The 16,645-nt window shown below is 45.1% G+C and carries 21 protein-coding genes; 13 read left to right on the top strand and 8 right to left on the bottom strand.

Annotated elements, in window-relative coordinates; all coding sequences use genetic code 11:
• Window positions 1-487 (bottom strand): hypothetical protein (locus VF412_RS19945; RefSeq protein WP_331341040.1); only part of this gene is annotated, 487 nt, incomplete at its 3' end.
• Window positions 488-773: 286 nt separating this feature from the next.
• Here VF412_RS19945 and VF412_RS19940 point away from each other — a divergent pair.
• The 3 genes from VF412_RS19940 (at window position 774) to VF412_RS19930 (ending at window position 3,499) form a co-directional block, all read left to right on the top strand.
• Window positions 774-1,139, top strand: a complete 366-nt coding sequence (locus VF412_RS19940; protein WP_331341039.1) for a hypothetical protein — start codon at window positions 774-776, stop codon at window positions 1,137-1,139.
• 3 nt (window positions 1,140-1,142) lie between these two features.
• On the top strand, window positions 1,143-2,615 hold the full coding sequence (locus VF412_RS19935) for a hypothetical protein (protein WP_331341038.1): 1,473 nt from the start codon (window positions 1,143-1,145) through the stop codon (window positions 2,613-2,615).
• Between the two features lie 77 nt (window positions 2,616-2,692).
• Window positions 2,693-3,499 (top strand): murein L,D-transpeptidase catalytic domain family protein, encoded by an 807-nt coding sequence (locus VF412_RS19930; protein ID WP_331341037.1) that lies wholly within the window; start codon window positions 2,693-2,695, stop codon window positions 3,497-3,499.
• Window position 3,500: 1 nt separating this feature from the next.
• Here VF412_RS19930 and VF412_RS19925 read toward each other — a convergent pair whose 3' ends face one another.
• The 3 genes from VF412_RS19925 to VF412_RS19915 all read right to left on the bottom strand — a co-directional run bounded on the left by VF412_RS19925 (window position 3,501) and on the right by VF412_RS19915 (window position 5,459).
• Complete coding sequence (locus VF412_RS19925; RefSeq protein ID WP_331341036.1) at window positions 3,501-3,770, bottom strand: helix-turn-helix transcriptional regulator; 270 nt, start codon at window positions 3,768-3,770, stop codon at window positions 3,501-3,503.
• Window positions 3,771-3,856: 86 nt separating this feature from the next.
• Window positions 3,857-4,615, bottom strand: coding sequence for an alpha/beta hydrolase (locus tag VF412_RS19920; protein ID WP_331341035.1), 759 nt, complete (start codon window positions 4,613-4,615; stop codon window positions 3,857-3,859).
• Complete coding sequence (locus tag VF412_RS19915; protein WP_331341034.1) at window positions 4,590-5,459, bottom strand: ThiF family adenylyltransferase; 870 nt, start codon at window positions 5,457-5,459, stop codon at window positions 4,590-4,592. Before VF412_RS19915 ends, VF412_RS19920 begins: the two co-directional genes overlap by 26 nt.
• Before the next feature lie 164 nt (window positions 5,460-5,623).
• Between VF412_RS19915 and VF412_RS19910 the strand changes: the two genes are divergently transcribed.
• Window positions 5,624-6,376, top strand: coding sequence for a hypothetical protein (locus VF412_RS19910; RefSeq protein WP_331341033.1), 753 nt, complete (start codon window positions 5,624-5,626; stop codon window positions 6,374-6,376).
• On the opposite strand, the gene VF412_RS19905 is transcribed toward VF412_RS19910, so the two are convergent.
• The 4 genes from VF412_RS19905 to VF412_RS19890 all read right to left on the bottom strand — a co-directional run bounded on the left by VF412_RS19905 (window position 6,345) and on the right by VF412_RS19890 (window position 8,838).
• Window positions 6,345-7,247 (bottom strand): hypothetical protein, encoded by a 903-nt coding sequence (locus tag VF412_RS19905; protein ID WP_331341032.1) that lies wholly within the window; start codon window positions 7,245-7,247, stop codon window positions 6,345-6,347. The genes VF412_RS19910 and VF412_RS19905 overlap by 32 nt on opposite strands.
• A complete protein-coding gene (locus VF412_RS19900; protein WP_331341031.1) occupies window positions 7,244-7,552 on the bottom strand; it encodes a helix-turn-helix transcriptional regulator in 309 nt (102 codons plus the stop codon). The genes VF412_RS19905 and VF412_RS19900 overlap by 4 nt, the downstream gene beginning before the upstream one ends.
• 17 nt (window positions 7,553-7,569) lie before the next feature.
• Entirely contained in the window at window positions 7,570-7,956 is a 387-nt protein-coding gene (locus VF412_RS19895; RefSeq protein WP_331341030.1) for a HEPN domain-containing protein, read from the bottom strand.
• 87 nt (window positions 7,957-8,043) lie between these two features.
• Window positions 8,044-8,838, bottom strand: a complete 795-nt coding sequence (locus tag VF412_RS19890; RefSeq protein ID WP_331341029.1) for a DsbA family protein — start codon at window positions 8,836-8,838, stop codon at window positions 8,044-8,046.
• Window positions 8,839-9,031: 193 nt separating this feature from the next.
• Between VF412_RS19890 and VF412_RS19885 the strand changes: the two genes are divergently transcribed.
• The 9 genes from VF412_RS19885 to VF412_RS19845 all read left to right on the top strand — a co-directional run bounded on the left by VF412_RS19885 (window position 9,032) and on the right by VF412_RS19845 (window position 16,597).
• Window positions 9,032-9,667, top strand: coding sequence for a hypothetical protein (locus tag VF412_RS19885; RefSeq protein WP_331341028.1), 636 nt, complete (start codon window positions 9,032-9,034; stop codon window positions 9,665-9,667).
• Between the two features lie 196 nt (window positions 9,668-9,863).
• Window positions 9,864-10,142 (top strand): cytochrome, encoded by a 279-nt coding sequence (locus VF412_RS19880; RefSeq protein WP_331341027.1) that lies wholly within the window; start codon window positions 9,864-9,866, stop codon window positions 10,140-10,142.
• The gene (locus VF412_RS19875) at window positions 10,102-10,626 is read left to right on the top strand and encodes a cupredoxin domain-containing protein (protein WP_331341026.1); all 525 of its coding nucleotides are present in this window, start codon (window positions 10,102-10,104) and stop codon (window positions 10,624-10,626) included. Before VF412_RS19880 ends, VF412_RS19875 begins: the two co-directional genes overlap by 41 nt.
• Before the next feature lie 68 nt (window positions 10,627-10,694).
• The gene (locus VF412_RS19870) at window positions 10,695-11,798 is read left to right on the top strand and encodes a CpaF family protein (protein WP_331341025.1); all 1,104 of its coding nucleotides are present in this window, start codon (window positions 10,695-10,697) and stop codon (window positions 11,796-11,798) included.
• A gap of 115 nt (window positions 11,799-11,913) precedes the next feature.
• On the top strand, window positions 11,914-13,263 hold the full coding sequence (locus tag VF412_RS19865; protein WP_331341024.1) for an alkaline phosphatase family protein: 1,350 nt from the start codon (window positions 11,914-11,916) through the stop codon (window positions 13,261-13,263).
• Window positions 13,264-13,425: 162 nt separating this feature from the next.
• Window positions 13,426-14,445, top strand: coding sequence for a hypothetical protein (locus tag VF412_RS19860; protein ID WP_331341023.1), 1,020 nt, complete (start codon window positions 13,426-13,428; stop codon window positions 14,443-14,445).
• 20 nt (window positions 14,446-14,465) lie between these two features.
• Window positions 14,466-15,734, top strand: a complete 1,269-nt coding sequence (eno, locus tag VF412_RS19855; RefSeq protein ID WP_331341022.1) for a phosphopyruvate hydratase — start codon at window positions 14,466-14,468, stop codon at window positions 15,732-15,734.
• A gap of 160 nt (window positions 15,735-15,894) precedes the next feature.
• Entirely contained in the window at window positions 15,895-16,200 is a 306-nt protein-coding gene (locus tag VF412_RS19850) for a septum formation initiator family protein (protein ID WP_331341021.1), read from the top strand.
• 97 nt (window positions 16,201-16,297) lie between these two features.
• Complete coding sequence (locus VF412_RS19845; protein ID WP_331341020.1) at window positions 16,298-16,597, top strand: XRE family transcriptional regulator; 300 nt, start codon at window positions 16,298-16,300, stop codon at window positions 16,595-16,597.
• The last annotated feature ends 48 nt before the right edge of the window (window positions 16,598-16,645 follow it).

Genomic DNA, 16,645 nt, shown 5'->3' with positions numbered 1-16,645 from the left:
GTTGCGGTGCAGGCGCGGGCGTCGGAGTTGGATTCGTAGCGACCGGTGTCGGTGAGGCAACCGGAGTTGATGTAGTTCCGTTTGTAGTGTTTGTTGAACCAGAGGACGCAGACTCTGGAGCTCCGTTGGCAATCCACTGATCTAACACCGCTTTAAGTGAAGCTGAAACCTCGGGGCCACTTTGAGGCATGTCGCCGCTATCGACGTCGGCTTGTACGTCTGCAAGCTGCGCTTTAACGTTTGCATAAGTTTCAAGGTTCACGCCTCCTTTGTTCCCGGCTGCGGCCGAGTGGCAGGCATAACAACTTGGCTCTAAAATCGAAGATTGAATAGAGGCGAAATAAATTTCTGCTGGGGCTATCGATTGGCTGCCGTTGCTAGCGGCATCACTGGCGGGGCTCACGGGGTGAAGAGTGTCCAGAACGTAACTACAGCTTGAAAGAATTCCGGTGAAAAAAAGTAAGACAATTTTATTGGAAAAATGCATTCATCACTCCAGGTAATTCCACTATGCTAAAGAAAAAAATTGTGAGAACAAAGACACGTTTCGGGTCGAGGAAGTCGCTCGCAACTTCCAAGGACACTCATGGGATAGAAATCACAGGTCAATTCGGTGAATTTAAATTTTTTATTTTTTAAAATGCCTTTGAAATGTTCGGAAAATCGAAAAATTGTTCTCTTAAAAACCAAACATTCTAAGACCAAGGTCCAAGTCCGCATAAGACCAAAGACAATCTTGCGACAAATTCGTGAACGACTAATAAAATAAAATTATGAAGCTATTTCTGTCCATTTTCCTATTGAGCTCGTCAGCCTTTGCTTGGCAAATCACTTTGGATCGCACCAATCACGTAGGTGTTCGCAATATTGACATTTTGAAGCAAGAAAACGGCGAATACTTTTTCGGAAGTAAGAGCTTAGGAAAGTCATTGCCTCCGAAAATTTTGACGGCATGGAAGGAAATTGAAAAGGGACCCGTGAAGTCCTCCAGCCCCCTGATGTGCGCGTCAGGTAAATACGTTTTCATAAAAAAAGATAATAAGCGTGAACAGCGTCGTGAGGGCTGTACGGATGGGGATGCCTATGGCCGTCTTATTAAAAATCTTAATGACATTCGCAGTTATGCCAGTGGGAATTAATTCATGAAGTTCATGCATCTATTACCAGCTTTGATATTAGCATTCTCATCTTTCGCTCGCGGTCAGACTTCAGCCGAGCTTGAATCACAAAATCGTGCGGCTGTCGGTAAGCTCAGCCTGCTTCGTGAAACATTGAAGAGATCCTCTTTGAATGTGCCTGAGTGCGGAACTCCATCGTCGGGCCCTTGCACGTTTGCGAATTACTGCAACGCCTTTTCTAACAAGGGAACTGATTTCTATTTGTACAAAGATGATCAGGGACATACGATTCCAAACTTTGCCATGACGACGACGGTGACTTATGGTGAATCCTGCATGCGCAGGCCCTTCGCACAATCGGCTGTAAATGATCCATTCGTTTATTCAGAGCAACTGGTCAGTGCTAAAAAAGCAGGTGGGAAAGCCGCTTTACAAAAAAATAAAGACCTTTATGCCAAAGAGCTGGCGCGGACCCGTAGCATTTTTAATGACGTGCAGGCTCGAGTTGTGAAGGTTTTAGAAAGTCGTAGGAACTCGCAAAATGCTGGCGAGATCGACAATATGATATCTCGTGTGAAGTCAGTGGAATTTAAAAATCCGACTTTAGGTGATGGTATTTACTCGATGGCGGCCGATGGTTGCGAAGGTCCCAATGCTTTTTATAGCCCGCAAAATCATAACATCACAATCTGCCCGCAGTTGATGAACATGCCGGAAGCATCGCTGTTCACAACAATCGCGCATGAGCTAGGTCACACATTCGACCCCTGTGCCACGGCATATTCCTATTCTAAACGAGACGGCAAGCCTTCGTTGAATCTTCCGGAATTCATGGGGGGCGCCAGTGATAGAGCAAAACCTTTGTTCTCGGCAATTCCAACGCAGAAAAATCCGATGAACAAAGTTATCGCCTGTCTGCAGACGGCAAAATCGATCAATGTGAAAAATCCAACCAAACAAGAGATGTTGGATAAAATTAATAAGGACGAGGAAGAGCTTCGTCAGGAATCTCAAGGCGATAATGATTCTACACAGCCTGTTGAGCTAGGTGATGCAACTGTCGCAGGTTTTAATGATCAGCGTGCCTCCTTGGATCAGAATTATCAGAACTATCAATATTGCGACTCTTACACGGGCAATAACTATATTAAGGAATCTTTTGCGGACTGGGTGTCATCACAAGCGTTAGGGCAAAAAGTGAGTGAGATCCAGGATGCAGGTAAGGCGAAAGAATATGCCTTCACGTCTCAAGCTCTTTTCATGAGTATGGATTGTGATAACCTTAAGCAGGCAGCAATGAATGCTGTCAGGGGAGCCGTCGGTAATTTCTGTCCTACCTTGAATGAGGTGGAGGCGATGCTGAAATCCTCGGAAGGTGGTCACGAAGGAGATCACCCTTTGACTAGTTCGCGCGTCGACAAAATCTATTTCGCAGCTCCTCAAATTCAAAAAGCTCTCGGATGTAAGCCTGACCAAAATACCGAAGAGTGCGAGTAAATCGTAAAAACTAGCGACGAAATTCCTGTTCTGTTTGTCGAGAATTCCGACACAAAAAAAGATTTTAAAGTTTAAATATGAGCACACCGAAGACCTTCGTGAACTACCGCGGAGGTCTGGGCATGAAGCCATGGTCTATCAAAAACACTCTTGCAATAACTCTTGTGACAGCAATGCTTGCAGCCTGCGCCCCTGGAGGATTCCAGAGCTCTGCGGTGACTTTAGCGGATGATCCGACAAGCGAGCCTGCTTCCTCAAGCAATAGCACACAGTCAACGACGAACGGATCTACAGATTCATCTTCAACCTCGCCAGGCACGTCGACTTCGGCAGGATCCACGGACATCATGGCGAAATATAGTTATGTCGATCCAACCAAGGTTGTTCCCTCAGGACAATTGAAAACGGCTTTGACTTATTACGATGCCAACTTAGCGAAGATTAAAAACCAAGATTATCTTTCTGTGATCGACTTCAGTCAGTATTCAGGCAACAAGCGCTTCTTTATCATCAACATGAAAACAGGAGCCGTATGGGCGATTCGTGTAGCACATGGAAAAGGTTCTGATCCAACTCACGATGGCTATGCACACACGTTCAGTAATGTGTCGGGTTCGAATGCCAGCTCGCTGGGATTTTATATGACCTTGGATACCTATACGGGCGATAACGGTTATTCTTTGCAGTTAGATGGCCTGTCTTCAACGAACTCGAATGCGAAATCTCGCGCTATCGTCGTTCATGGGGCAGCTTATGTGAGCGAGGCGAATGTGAATCAGGGAAGGAGCTGGGGGTGTCCTGCTGTGGCGATGGAAAATCGTACGAAGCTGATCGACATGATCAAGGGTGGCAGCTTGATCTACGCATCTGCCACCGCAAATTAAGCTAAAGAATTTGTTTAATCTTGCGATTGAAGTCTACGGCGACTTCGCGCAAAGTTTCCTGAAGGAGCAGATCTGTGATCTCTTGAACTTCAACTTTGTATAAAGAAGCAAGTCGCTTAATCACTGGAATGGGAGGAGTCGCAAGGCCTCTTTCCCAATTGGAAATAAATTGAGCGGTACTGTAACCAAGAGCATCAGAGACTTGTTTTTGAGAAAGGCCCGCGAGGACGCGTTTCTCTTTTAGAAATTGTGATAGTGCGGATTCAGCCATACTTGCTTGCTCCCTCAGATTTGATAGATCTCTAAATTACATACATAAGTATCCATAAACAAGCAATCGTCTAGGAATTAAATTTTTTATAGTTTGAAGAACTCATCTGCGAATGACGGCTGCTCAAAATGGCTGTAGTGTCCTGTATTTGATATCTGATGAAATTGCGCATTTGGGAACATGGATTTCCAGGATTCCACCGTCGCAAAATCCGTTATAAGAGGGTCTTGCAGAGAGTAGTAAATATGAGTGGGGCCCTGCCAAACAAAGCTCTGTAGTGTCTTCTGTGGGTCTACGGCAAGGTACTCACTGAAGATGCGAATAAATGCCTCAATATTTAATCCAGGGTACCCATTTGCAATCTGCTGATAATGAGCTTGAGCTTTTGGATCCTTCCAGTAGACATCACCAAACTGCGGATGTCCTGCCACTTCCAAGATCGCATTCATCTTTTCTTCAGGCGACCTTTGCAGCCATTCAGTCGATGTCGTGGCATCAGCTAAAAGCAAGTGCCGTAAATGAGCAAAGCTCTGAAAAGAGTCTCCAGCTGTATTCATAAGACGAACCTCTGAAACTAAGTCAGCGATACCAGGAAGAATGGCCGCGATAATCTGACCGCCAAAACTATGACCTAAAAGTTGAAGAGGTTTTTGCGTGACCGCATATTGCGCGCGAACTTCATTTTCGGCCCAAGCATGCAGGTCTTTAAGGTTCAAATCTTGAGGCTGATTTAGAAACGCCACGTGAGGGTGGCGTTGGGAAAATTCTTGGGCCTCGATCTTTGCATGAAAGCCAGGGCCCATATGAAAAAATAAAGAATTAATTTTTGAATCGCGCTTTTCCATCGGCGCCTATAAGGGCGGTTTTCAACTCAAGTGTCAAGGGGTCGAGTACTAAAAACTCTGGCAGGCTTGGTGTTTCAGGCAATCCTTTCACGCCCCGTAGGCGACCCAGATCCGAGAGGACACGAATCACCAACATGGATTGCCCCAAGTAAGTGCTCGCACCAAAGATCGGAATGCCGCCCCGGTTGGTGATCTCATCTTTAAAAGCCTGAAGATTTTCATCCTGCATATAGGCCGGCAATGGTTGCCCCAAAGTTTCAAGCAACATATCCAAGCTTGAGTCGCGTAAAATACCACCCAGGAAGTCATAAGCCGTAAAAGAACTTGTCGGAGAGTACTTATACAAATGAATACCGACCCCTACCACTAACGTGGTGTACACCGGGATGTTGTGTTTGCGTGCTGCGTTTAGCAAGGCCATCTGTTTATCAACGTGAAGGACGTCGATCTCATTAATTACGACATCCAGTCCTTTGACGAAATCTTCGGCGTTCTCTTCACTGATGCCTTCAGGGAATTTTTTTAGATCTAATGTGGAGTCGATATTTAAGAGCTCGCTGCATGAAGCTTCAAGTTTGGTCATGCCAACTGTTCTCATGTTGGCAATCACCTGTCTGTTTATATTACTTACTTCTATGACATCTGGATCGGCTAAGCGTAGATGTCCCACTCCAAGACGGGCAAATATTTCTGCAATATTGCTTCCCATTCCGCCTAATCCGGCAACACCCACTTTGAGATTACGAAGAGCAAGTTGTCCCTCGGTGCCCTTCATCCAAAATTGATTTCTTTTGGTTCTTTCTAAATATTGTTCGTCACTTGGAAGAATCTTTTTTGCCGCCATTTTGCAAACGCTCCTTAGTTGTTCACGGGTTTTGAACTCACAGCGCCTCTCTTATCGGTGGGATTGGATAGAACTAAACAACGTTTCAGTTTAGTACTGGACTGAATTTCCATTTTAGAAGTCCGAAGAAGTAGGTGAGAATCTAACATCGGGGGTGTTTTGGTATGAGTAAATTCCGTTTGGTCATCTTAGACTACGCTAAAGAGCAATTGGATAATTCTGCTGCACAGAAAATCATGTCAGAGGTTATCTTTGTGAAGCAAAAAAACTTTCTGAGGACGGATCCAAATTATGTTGTGACCGATAAGCACGATATGATTGGAACCCATTATTTAATCTACGACACCACGGATTTTATAAATCCAAAGCTGGTGTTTGCGATTCGAACCACCTTTTTGGACCGTTCACAAGAACATCGAATCGACACTCCGCTCATGTCCCTGGTCCCACGTATGGAACCGAAACTGCAAAAAGCCTTCAATGATTTTTACTCCGAACATCCACAAATAGTCGATTGCAATGCCTGGTTTGTGGATCCCGCATACTCAAAGAAAAATTCCGGTTTGAATCTGTCTGATCTTGGGTATTTCATGGTGTGTATGAATATCATGAGGGCGGGTTTTGATAACTTTGTCGGTTGCACGAATGAGTCCTACAACGCTTCTCGATGGCTAGAGCATGTCGGATCAATGCCGAAAGGATTGATCTTTGAACACCCAGCAGTCAAGGCGCCGCATATGCTCATTCTAATGAGTCAATTCAACATGACCCATATGAAGTCCGTATATGCGCAATATCAGCAATTGATTGAGGATATTTATGAAGTGCTTCCGTCAAAAGATGTAAAACCGCTTCCTCAGTTTGTTGCAGAGGCATTCGAAGCCGCTAAACTAAGACTAGTTTCGGTTGCTTCTTAGCCTCATTGCCAAGAACGAATTCATAACTAATTTCCACAGAGTCCGATGTTGTCACGATTTCAGCTTTCGGGAAGATCGGACTCAAGCCTGCAAGGTATGGGAACCATGCCAGCAAGATGTGGCGATAGCGAAGAAGTCGTTCTAAATCTTTCGGATTTTCGCTGAGTGCTTTGTGTTGGTTCAAAGGTAATGTTGTCTTAAGGAAATATTTTTTTCCGACGAAGCTACTTTTATATTCAAAGTTCGTGTCGAAATAATCGAAGTTTCGAGCCAGCGTCGTGTAGATATCAGATCCGCTTTCGGCCTCTTGGAATTTTTGTCCTAACGTCGTTTGTTGAAGCGACAAGAAGATTACGCTGGATAGGGCATCTAACTCAGTTTGTGAAAACCCGCGATCGGCCAAGGCCTTTAAAAGGTCCGAGAAGTAAGTCAGGTTGATTTGCAGGTTCGTATTCTCATAGACCAATGGTGACAAATTTAAAGAGCTTAAAAGCTGATCTGTGAACAACTGACCTCTTGTGAGACGCAAGTACTTGATGATGTGGGCAGAAGAGCGAAGGTAACTGTTTTTTGTGCCCTCATAGCGCTCTGGAAGCGACTGGAAATCCCCATGGATACGACGTCGAACAAGGTCGCGGTCATAATTTCCCTGTAGAAGCTTTGACTCTTCAATTCCCAATAAAGAAGTCAGACGCGAGAAGTGTTTGTCTGTGATAATGATTTTGTCGTCGTTACGAGTCCACCATGCCAAGCAATCTTCATGGTCCGCAGAAATGATCTCGGGCAGGTTACGCAGGGGTAAACCGATTTCTTGGATCAATTCGCGAAGTCTTTCAGACTCTTGTTGGTGGCGAGCGGCGTCTTTAATCATGCAGGGTAATTGATGTTTAGTTCCCGGCAAATGTCGTTCGCTTGAGCGACGTTTGCCAGCCGTTTGAGTTCGTATATATCTTCTAAATCGAAACGAAAAACTGTGTCCAATTTTTCTGCCAACGTGTCAGTGATCTTGATCCCGCCCACTTCGAGGCGATTGTAACGGGCAGGAGTCATATTGATGGAGTTTGCGAGGTGCTCAACATTCATTCCCAACGATGTTCTTTTTTGCTTCAAATAAAGCCCAAAATAAAACCGGAAGTATTTGGTTGTATTTTGAAGAATCAGTTCCGTTGGGGTCATGTCATTTCCTTAGGGGCTTAAAACAGTTTCAACTGCTCTCCCACAAGTTTCTTTAGATCATCTATGTACCCTAAGTACTCCTGTAAATTCAAGCGTTCATCGGGTCTGATGTGGGCGCGGGTGTCGTTGTAAGGTGTAAGCTCAACCACGTCGGCGTGGGATGAAATTTCTGCAAATCCTTCCTCTTCTAGGATCTGCATAAGCACGTCCAGGTCATGTCCTTCATCGTCATGGGGATATTCAAGTTCACGCATTTCCAAGCAAGCTTTAAGGAATAACTCTGCCGCTTGGGCAAGGTTGTATCCGGCAACATCATGCTGTTTGTCGTCGTTTAGATTTTTCTTGGCAGTATCGATGGCATCTTGGGCCTTGAGGATCATGGATTTGGCAGTAGAAACGCTCACGACAAACTCCTTGTTTGGAAAATAAAAAACCCACAATCCTTGCGAATTGTGGGCTTAGTATTCCCGAGTTTATCTAAAAACTCACGATTATTTTTTTGGTTCTTTGCCGCCACCAAGTTCACGGTCGATGATGTCTTTGAATTCAGAGAATGGATAAGCACCACGAAGAGAAACACCGTTGATCAAGAAGCCTGGTGTACCAGAGAAGTTGAACTTACGTGCTTCTTCCATGTCAGCTTCGATTTGTTTAGTGATTTTTTCGTCTTTCAAATCTTTTTCAAGACGTTTCATGTCTACGCCAGCTTTTTTAGCAACTTCTTTCAAGAAGCCTTCTTTTTTAGCGCGAAGTTCACCTTGGTTTTCGAAAACTTGGTGATAAAACTTTTCAGCTTTTGCGTGATCTTGCATTGCAATGGCTTCGAAGTAACGAGCAGAAGGCATCGCCATAGGATGGAAATCCAAAGGCAAGTGCTTGTATAGAATGCGTACATCTTTAGGGTAAGCTTTCATCACTTCTTCAATAGTAGAGTAACCTTTAGCGCAGTATGGGCACTCGAAATCAGAGTACTCAACGATAGTGATCTTAGCATCTTTTGGACCCATGATCACACGGCCTTCATCGATTTGTGGTTTCAAAGGATTTTTGAATTCTTCGTCACGTTTTTTAGCTTCTTCGGCAACAGCTTTTTCCTGAGCTTTCTTTTGTGCGCCTTGAGCAGCTTTATTAACTACTTCAATGAATTGCTCAGGATCTTTTTCGATAGCGGCGAAAACGATGCTTGGATCTTTTTCTACTGCTTCTTTAAGTTGTTTTGCAGATGGAGCACAGTTCGCTAGCGAAAGTGCCAAAACGGATAAGCCTAGTACCTTAAGTGCTTTCAAATTTTCCTCCAGATGGAAATTTATAAATGTACAAAATCAAAGCCCCTTTATTGGACACTAAAATCGGGTCCTAGAAAACAAAAAAACAACCACTACCAAGGTCTGGCTCGGCGGGTTGAGCTCCAGGGAAAACCAAGTGTTACGAAATCACTCTGGACTTGCCGTGAAAGAGTGAGGGCTTAAACTCATTTATATGAAAAATTCAAAATTTATTTTAGCAGGTTTGACCTTTGTATTTTGTATGCAGGCCAATGCAGGTTTGCTTTTTAACTACTCACAATTGGCAACGAAAGATTTGGATCAGATCAATAAGTTGGTCAATGACAAGGTGAAAGAATCCAAAAAAACTCCAAGTGGAAAGGTCATTCCTTTGCGCGAAGCTTTGCAAGCGGTTTACTCTCGTCCGAACGAGGATGACATGATCGATAAAGTCGTGGCCCCACTACGTAGCAATTTAGATGAATTGGATGCATGGGAAAAAACGATCAGTCAATTAACTGACGAAGCCATTGGTGCCTTAAAGCATCCAAGAACTTTCAAACCTGTTGTTCAAGTGACGTACGCCATCTTTTTGGAAAATCTTTTGGCAGAGATCAAACCCCTGGTAAAAGATGACGGTTTTGAGAGGAAGATTGCGGAACGTATTCGCGACGCTCATCTTGAAATTACCAAAGAAGCCCAGGATGAAAGAGCACTTCGTATGATGAAGTCTCTAACGTCACCATCTGACATTGCGATACAGATCTTGTCACAACCCAAGCCAGCTCCGGCTGCTGAGCATGAAAAAGCGACTGAAACTTCGGCAGAATCTGCCGATTTAAAGCAATAATTTCCCTCGACCTGACTGGCCCCTCGTCCGCGCAGACCACGGGCCAGCGTCAAACGATAGATCTCCTCAAGTCTTCAAAAATCGCCTCAAATTGACTCAAGTTCTGATGAACTCCTACCGATAGAAACAACATGGGAAGGGTCGAGCAGGAAGCTCGGCAACTTTGGGAAACCAGAGTGAACAGATGGAGGATTCAATGTTTCTTCAAGGCGATTTGCAAATGATGTTTGACGCTCTTTTCACAGTTGGGGCGATTGACCCGGTTTTGAAATTGGATTGGAGCGAAGTGACGAAAGAGATGATGGCGAACCCACAAATCTTGAGTGACGCATTTCAAATGATCAATGGCTGCAAAGGAAACAAGGATCTCCTAGTTCAAAAACTTCACATGATGGATCAAAGATCCGTGAATTATATCGCTATGGAGGTTGCCCGTGAGTTCTGTGAATTCCAAGATCGCAAAGAGTTGCATTAAAATTGCTGTAGTACTTTTCACTGCAAGTGTAGCTCATGCGTGGGAAGTGGACTTTTCGCGTCGCCAGGTTGATTTCAACAAAGTTAGCAACGAAGACCGTCTTCCAGCAAGCGTGCAAGAAGATCAATCTGCGACGATTTTGACGAAAGTTTTTGATTCTGTAGAGCCGACTCAAGACATCGTCATCATGAATACGGATAAGGGTTTTGTCCCTGATACAGTTCGTCTTAAAAAAGGTAGCAACTATCGCATTCACGTGGTGAACGTGAACAATAAAGAGAAAAACGTCAGTTTCGTGCTTGATGCATTCTCTGAACATCACAACACGGTGTTTGGCGAGCAAAAAGTTTTCAGCGTCACGCCAAAGACGGACGGAATTTTCTCGTACCAGTGCCCCGAAACAGCGGTGCAAGGAAAGTTTATTATTTTCTCTGATTCAAATGCAGCATCGGCAGCTTCGGGCAGAAGACCTGCTTCGAACTAGCTGGCTTACGCTCTGGCGTTGCCAGAGCAGAAAAGTTCATTTTCTGTTTTTAGAGGAACAGAGGTTTTATGTCGGATTCTAACGTTTTCAAGCAGACCATTCAGCAGAATCTCGGTCCTGTCGCGAAATATCTCGAAGACAAGGGTGTCTCGGAGATTCTTGTGAATGGTCCCAAGGAAATCTTCGTCGAAAGAAAAGGTAAGCTCGAGAGAGTTTCTGAATCCTTTCCTTCCGAGGATGATTTGCGTGCGGCCGTAAACTCTATCGCTCAAAGCGTAGGGCGTCGTATTGATGATGAAAATCCTCGTTTGGATGCGCGTCTGCCGGACGGCTCGCGTATCGCGGCGGTGATTCCGCCTTGTTCTCGTAAGGGAACGACCTTAAGTATTCGTAAGTTTACGAATACGAAAATCAGTTTCACGGATTACATCAAGTACGGAACGATCTCGGAAGACGGGGCTCGCTTCTTAGATATTTGTATGTTCTTAGGGAAAAATATCATCGTCAGTGGTGGTACGGGTTCTGGTAAGACCACGTTGTTGTCTTTGCTGTGCTCGCGCATTCCTAAAGGCCAACGTGTTCTTGTGATCGAAGACTCGTCCGAGTTGCAAGTGGATTATGATCATCTTGTGATGTTTGAAACTCGCATGGCTGATGCTCAAGGCAAAGGCGAAGTGACGATCAAAGATCTTGTGAAAAGTGCATTGCGTTTGCGCCCTGATCGCATCATCGTGGGAGAGGTTCGTTCGAGCGAAGCCCTTGAGCTTTTGAATGCGATGAATACAGGTCATAAAGGTTGTATGGGAACAGTCCATGCGAACTCGCCAGAAGATGCGATTGTGCGTCTGGAAGCTCTTGCACAAGGTGGCGACAGCCGCATCAGTGAGAAAGCTTTGCGCCAGCAGGTTTCCTCTGCGATTGATGTGATTGTGCAGATCTCTCGTTATGGTGATGGCTCTCGTCGTATTGGCGCCATCAGTGAAGTGCGTGGCTTTTTGCCAAATGGTGATTACAACGTCGTTCCTATTTTTGAACTAGGTCGCTTGGTACGCAAGGCCGACGGCACCCTAGAAGGAAAATTGGAAGCCACCGGCAACATCCCTTCCTTCATGGAAGAAATCATCGACAACAAACTCCCATTCCCAAAATCCAAATTCCAAAAAGCCGCCTAAAAGGTGCCTGCTTCTTTTTTGTAACCATGAGGCGTCATGGCTGCGAAAAAGAAGCTAACAGATTTCTGACACTGCCCGAGTTGAGTTTCGGACAGATTTATGACACCGATAAGAGATGAAAAAAATAATCAGCGTCTCTTTGATTTTGTTATTGGCGGCTTGTCAAAGTTCTCAAGTTCCTTCTTCCGGACGACACGACAAATCGGCACAACCGGCGATTGATCATGTCGTCGTGATTTATTTAGAGAATCACAGCTTCTATAACCTCTTTGCACAATTTCCTGGAGCCGACAACACTGTACAGGCGGGGTACCAGGGGCAAGTAGACGGTGACGGCAAGCTTTATAAGACTCTCCCGCAGGTGAGTGAGCGACACTCAAAAGTCGGCGATCCGCGTTTTCCAAAAAACTTGAAAAATGAAACATTCTTGATTGATCGCTATGTGAAAATTTCTGATCGCGTACCAGATCCTAATCATGAATTTTTCACGCACATGGTGCAAATGGACGGTGGCAAAAACGATAAGTTTGTTGCGTACTCTGCTGTTGGAGCATTGCCTGTCGGTTACTATGACATGACGAAAACATACCTATGGAAGATGGCCCGCGAGTATACTCTTGCAGATAATTTTTTTCAGTCCTCCATTGGTGGATCGTTCATTAACCATCAGTGGTTGATCGCGGCGCGGACCCCGCAATATGAAAATGCTCCCGAAAAAATTCGCACAGTTTTGAACGCCAAAGGCCTTCCGGTGAAAGCAAATATTTTGACTCCGGATGGTTATGCGGTGAATACAATTCAGCCTCGGTTGATGCCCTTTGATCCTGCCGAAAAAGATGACTCACGTCGTTTGCCAGTTTTAGAGTACGACACTATCGGCGATCGCCTGTCTTCGAAAAATATTTCGTGGGCATGGTATGCAGGTGGATGGAATGACATCTTGAATGGCAAGAACGATGGTGACTTCCAATTTCATCATCAACCGTTTTTGTATTTTAAAAAATATGGCCCGAACACAGAGGGTCGTCGCGATCATTTGAAAGATGAAGCAGATTTGTTGTCATCCATTGATAACGGAACTTTGCCAAGCGTGGCTTTCTTTAAGCCTGTTGGAAATGAGAACGCTCATCCAGGCTATTCAGATGTTTCCTCCGGCGATGAAAAAGTGCGCAAAGTTGTGGAAAAACTCAAAGCCAGCAAATATTGGCAAAATACTTTGGTTATCGTGACTTTTGATGAGCACGGCGGCTTCTGGGATCCTAAGCCGGCAAAGCAGTTGGATCGTTGGGGGTTGGGGACACGCATCCCTGCGGTCTTTATTTCTCCGCAAGTGAAGCATGGGTTTGTCGATCACAACTTGTACGAAACCACTTCGATTTTGTCATACTTGGAAAAACGCTATGATCTCGCGCCTCTTACGGAGCGCGACAAAAACGCGAGCCCCCTCTTGGGAATTTGGAAGTAAAGTTTCCTTGAGATTTATCAAGCGCAGATGTCTATTTCGCAGTGCGAGATGGGGGATGTCTGCGGGATGCTCTGGGAAGATCTTCAGCCTTTGCAATGCGTCTTATTGTTTTTGCATAATATAGTTATATCAATGGCATAAGAAGTACGCTAAGACCAATTCGTGCACTTTAGTTGTAAGATCTCCAACGCAGTTTTGACCGTTCTTGAAGAGCAGGGTGAAGACCTTACGCCGCTCTATGAGCAAACGCATCTTTCGGTCGAACTTTTGCGCGATTCTTCGTATTGGATTTCTGCTCCGGACATGGAGCACTTCTTGGAAATGGCGGTTCGCCTTCCACTCAAACAAGATGTCGATCTGTTGACCAAAGCTGGTCACAACGGGCCTGAGCTTCGAGCTTGGGGTGTCCTTGACAGTGTTCTGCGTATGATGCCTCGTCCGCAGGAAATTTTTAATCAGCCCGAGCAATTCCTGTCGTATTTCATTTCTCCGAAACCACCGATTGAAAACTTACGCCGTGATGAGGTAAGCATCTCTTTCGATTTGCCGTTGCCCGCCGAGCAATATCCGCTGGTGACGACATATTTGAAAGCGGCTTTCGAGTCTTTGCCAGTTTACGTGGGCCAACCGTTAGCTCGTTGCGAGTGGACGGGCATTACGCTGAAGCTCAATTGGTCGACAGAGCAAAAATCGATCTTTAGTGAAAATCAAAACATTGGTCATCAAGTCAGTCCTGATTTGTTTAAAAGTTTGATTGATGATTTGCAGACGACTCAGCGTGAGCGCGAGGATTTGCAAAAGTACGTCGGTGATCTTGAAGAAAAAATTCGCAACTATGAAAAAGAAAAGTTGCATGGGTCTGCGGAAGTCGAAGTTTCTGAGTTGAGCAAAGCCTCTTTGATTCCACACGAAGGACCGTTGTCGAATTTGAGTTTCGACAGTGAGTCACCAGCTTATGTATTGAATCAAAATTTGGCACGCATGCACGACTACATGGTGCGTGCACAACAGCTCATCACTATGCTAGCGGCTCAAGGGAAAATGACTCCTGCAGTGAAAGAAGCCATGAGACGCGTGGACTGGGAATTTGTGAAAACCCAATACCCGCGCACGGTTTTCGAGAGCATGGAGCTTGTTAAAAAAATAAATGCAAAAAATTACTCCAGCGAAGCTGGAGTGTAGACTAGCGGAAGGAAATCATCATGTCTGAAATCGTCAGCCTCGTATCCCGTGAAATCTTAGACAGCCGTGGTAACCCAACTATCGAAGTTGAAGTGACTACTGCTGAAGGCAACATCGGTCGCGCCGCAGTTCCATCAGGAGCTTCTACAGGTGCCCATGAGGCCGTTGAACTTCGTGACGGAGACAAAAACCGTTACCAAGGTAAAGGCGTATACAAAGCCGTAGATAATGTTCGCGAAAAAATTGCTCCAGAAATCTTAGGCCTTCAAGCGACTGAGCAAGTTTACATCGATAAAGTTTTGCGCGAAATCGATGGAACTGAAAATAAATCTAACTTGGGCGCGAATGCGATCCTTGGTGTCTCGTTGGCTGTTGCGAAAGCGGCTGCTCTTGACGTGAATCTTCCGTTGTACCGATACGTGGGTGGTTCTCAAGCTTGTCGCTTGCCAGTTCCATTGATGAACGTATTGAACGGTGGAGCTCATGCGAATAACGGTTTGGATGTTCAAGAGTTCATGATCATTCCAACAGTGAATAATTCTTATGCTGAATCTCTTCGCGCCGGCGCAGAGATCTTCCACACGCTGAAGAAAATCTTGGGCAAAAAAGGTTTCTCAACAGCAGTAGGTGATGAAGGTGGTTTCGCTCCGAAATTGGGTTCAAACCAAGAAGCTCTTGATTTGGTTATGAATGCAATCGTTGATGCTGGATACGATCCAGGTCAAAACGTGTTCTTGGGTCTTGACGTTGCTTCGACTGAACTTTTCAAAGACGGCAAGTACACTTGGGAGGGAAGCCAAATCACTCCGGCGGAATTGATGAAGATCTATCAAGGTTGGGCGGAGAAATATCCTTTGATCTCTATCGAAGATGGTTTCTCGGAAGACGATTGGGATTCATGGGTTGCTTCGACTTCAGCAATGGGTTCGACAATGCAACTTGTGGGTGACGATTTGTTCGTAACAAATCCAAAACGTCTTCGCCAAGGTCTAGAGAAAAAAGCAGCCAATGCATTGCTTGTGAAAGTAAACCAAATCGGTACTTTGACAGAGACATTCGAGGCCGTGAACTTGGCACAAAGAAACAAATATAAAACTGTGATGTCTCATCGTTCTGGTGAAACAGAAGATGTGACGATCGCAGATTTGTCTGTGGCATTGAACTGTCACCAAATCAAAACGGGAAGCTTATGCCGTGGTGAAAGAACCGCAAAGTACAACCAACTTCTTCGCATCGAAGAAGACTTGGGAGGCATGGGGCAGTACTGGGACAAAGCCGCCTTCCGCTAAAACGTGCGATACGCAGGCGTCACCTGCGTTGCTGCGTCGGCGGCGTACTCTCGGTACGCCTTCTCCTTGCGCCTTGTTGCCACCTACGTCTCACACGTTTTAAGTTCACGATGTTGAACTGGACTAGCCACCTCGGGAATGGGGTGGCTAAACTTTAAGTATGTCTTATACCCAGTTTGCCATCGGCCTTCGTAGATTTTTAAATCATCCTGCACGTGTCGCAGTTGTTTGCTTCTTTGTGTTTGTTGTCTCCATTGTTCTGAATGGTAACTTGTGGAGACTTTGGGGTCTTCATCGAGACTTCGCTCACATCAGTTCCGAAATTAATCAGACCAAGCAAGGCATCTATGCCCTTCAAGATCAATTGAAGCAGGCCAAAGATCCAGCTTTTATCGAGCGTCAAGCTCGCGATAAATTGGATTTGGTGGGTGAGCACGACCTAGTCTTTGTTTTTCCGGAACAGTAACGTTTCGCGACGCATTATTGCGTGATTCTCGTGTATAATCTTACTAGTATTCAGACTCTAAACACGTCACATTTATTTAGTGAATCTAGAGGTTTATATGATCGAGAACTATTCTCTCGAGTGGAATAAAGAAAGTATGCGTGCTCTTCGTCTTCGTTTGGGATGGAGTAAGTCGGATATGGCTCGTCGCTTGAAGTGTTCTTTAACAGACATCGATTCTTGGGAAGATGGCCAAGACTCTATGCAAAGTTCAATTAAGGGCGAATTGGAGTTGATGTTCCGTCAATGCCAAGAATGTTCCGACGAAGTGAAATACACGCCAGCTTCTGAAATTGCGCTCGATAAAAACGCACTTGAGCAAATTGAATTTTCACGCGTCAAAGCTGACTTAGAATAATCGACTTTAAAGCACTCCCGTTGTAAATTTTCAGGCCGTTGGACATCT

The organism is Bdellovibrio sp. (assembly GCF_036384735.1).
Taxonomy (GTDB): Bacteria; Bdellovibrionota; Bdellovibrionia; order Bdellovibrionales; family Bdellovibrionaceae; genus Bdellovibrio.
Note: the sequence above shows the minus strand (reverse complement) of the source record. Positions and strands in the feature narration are given on the sequence as shown.

Coding starts and splice junctions, on each gene's coding strand:
- VF412_RS19940 (WP_331341039.1), top strand. CDS start 774: ATGAAGCTATTTCTGTCCATTTTCCTATTGAGCTCGTCAGCCTTTGCT.
- VF412_RS19935 (WP_331341038.1), top strand. CDS start 1,143: ATGAAGTTCATGCATCTATTACCAGCTTTGATATTAGCATTCTCATCT.
- VF412_RS19930 (WP_331341037.1), top strand. CDS start 2,693: ATGAGCACACCGAAGACCTTCGTGAACTACCGCGGAGGTCTGGGCATG.
- VF412_RS19925 (WP_331341036.1), bottom strand. CDS start 3,770: ATGGCTGAATCCGCACTATCACAATTTCTAAAAGAGAAACGCGTCCTC.
- VF412_RS19920 (WP_331341035.1), bottom strand. CDS start 4,615: ATGGAAAAGCGCGATTCAAAAATTAATTCTTTATTTTTTCATATGGGC.
- VF412_RS19915 (WP_331341034.1), bottom strand. CDS start 5,459: ATGGCGGCAAAAAAGATTCTTCCAAGTGACGAACAATATTTAGAAAGA.
- VF412_RS19910 (WP_331341033.1), top strand. CDS start 5,624: ATGAGTAAATTCCGTTTGGTCATCTTAGACTACGCTAAAGAGCAATTG.
- VF412_RS19905 (WP_331341032.1), bottom strand. CDS start 7,247: ATGATTAAAGACGCCGCTCGCCACCAACAAGAGTCTGAAAGACTTCGC.
- VF412_RS19900 (WP_331341031.1), bottom strand. CDS start 7,552: ATGACCCCAACGGAACTGATTCTTCAAAATACAACCAAATACTTCCGG.
- VF412_RS19885 (WP_331341028.1), top strand. CDS start 9,032: ATGAAAAATTCAAAATTTATTTTAGCAGGTTTGACCTTTGTATTTTGT.
- VF412_RS19880 (WP_331341027.1), top strand. CDS start 9,864: ATGTTTCTTCAAGGCGATTTGCAAATGATGTTTGACGCTCTTTTCACA.
- VF412_RS19870 (WP_331341025.1), top strand. CDS start 10,695: ATGTCGGATTCTAACGTTTTCAAGCAGACCATTCAGCAGAATCTCGGT.
- VF412_RS19865 (WP_331341024.1), top strand. CDS start 11,914: ATGAAAAAAATAATCAGCGTCTCTTTGATTTTGTTATTGGCGGCTTGT.
- eno (WP_331341022.1), top strand. CDS start 14,466: ATGTCTGAAATCGTCAGCCTCGTATCCCGTGAAATCTTAGACAGCCGT.
- VF412_RS19850 (WP_331341021.1), top strand. CDS start 15,895: ATGTCTTATACCCAGTTTGCCATCGGCCTTCGTAGATTTTTAAATCAT.
- VF412_RS19845 (WP_331341020.1), top strand. CDS start 16,298: ATGATCGAGAACTATTCTCTCGAGTGGAATAAAGAAAGTATGCGTGCT.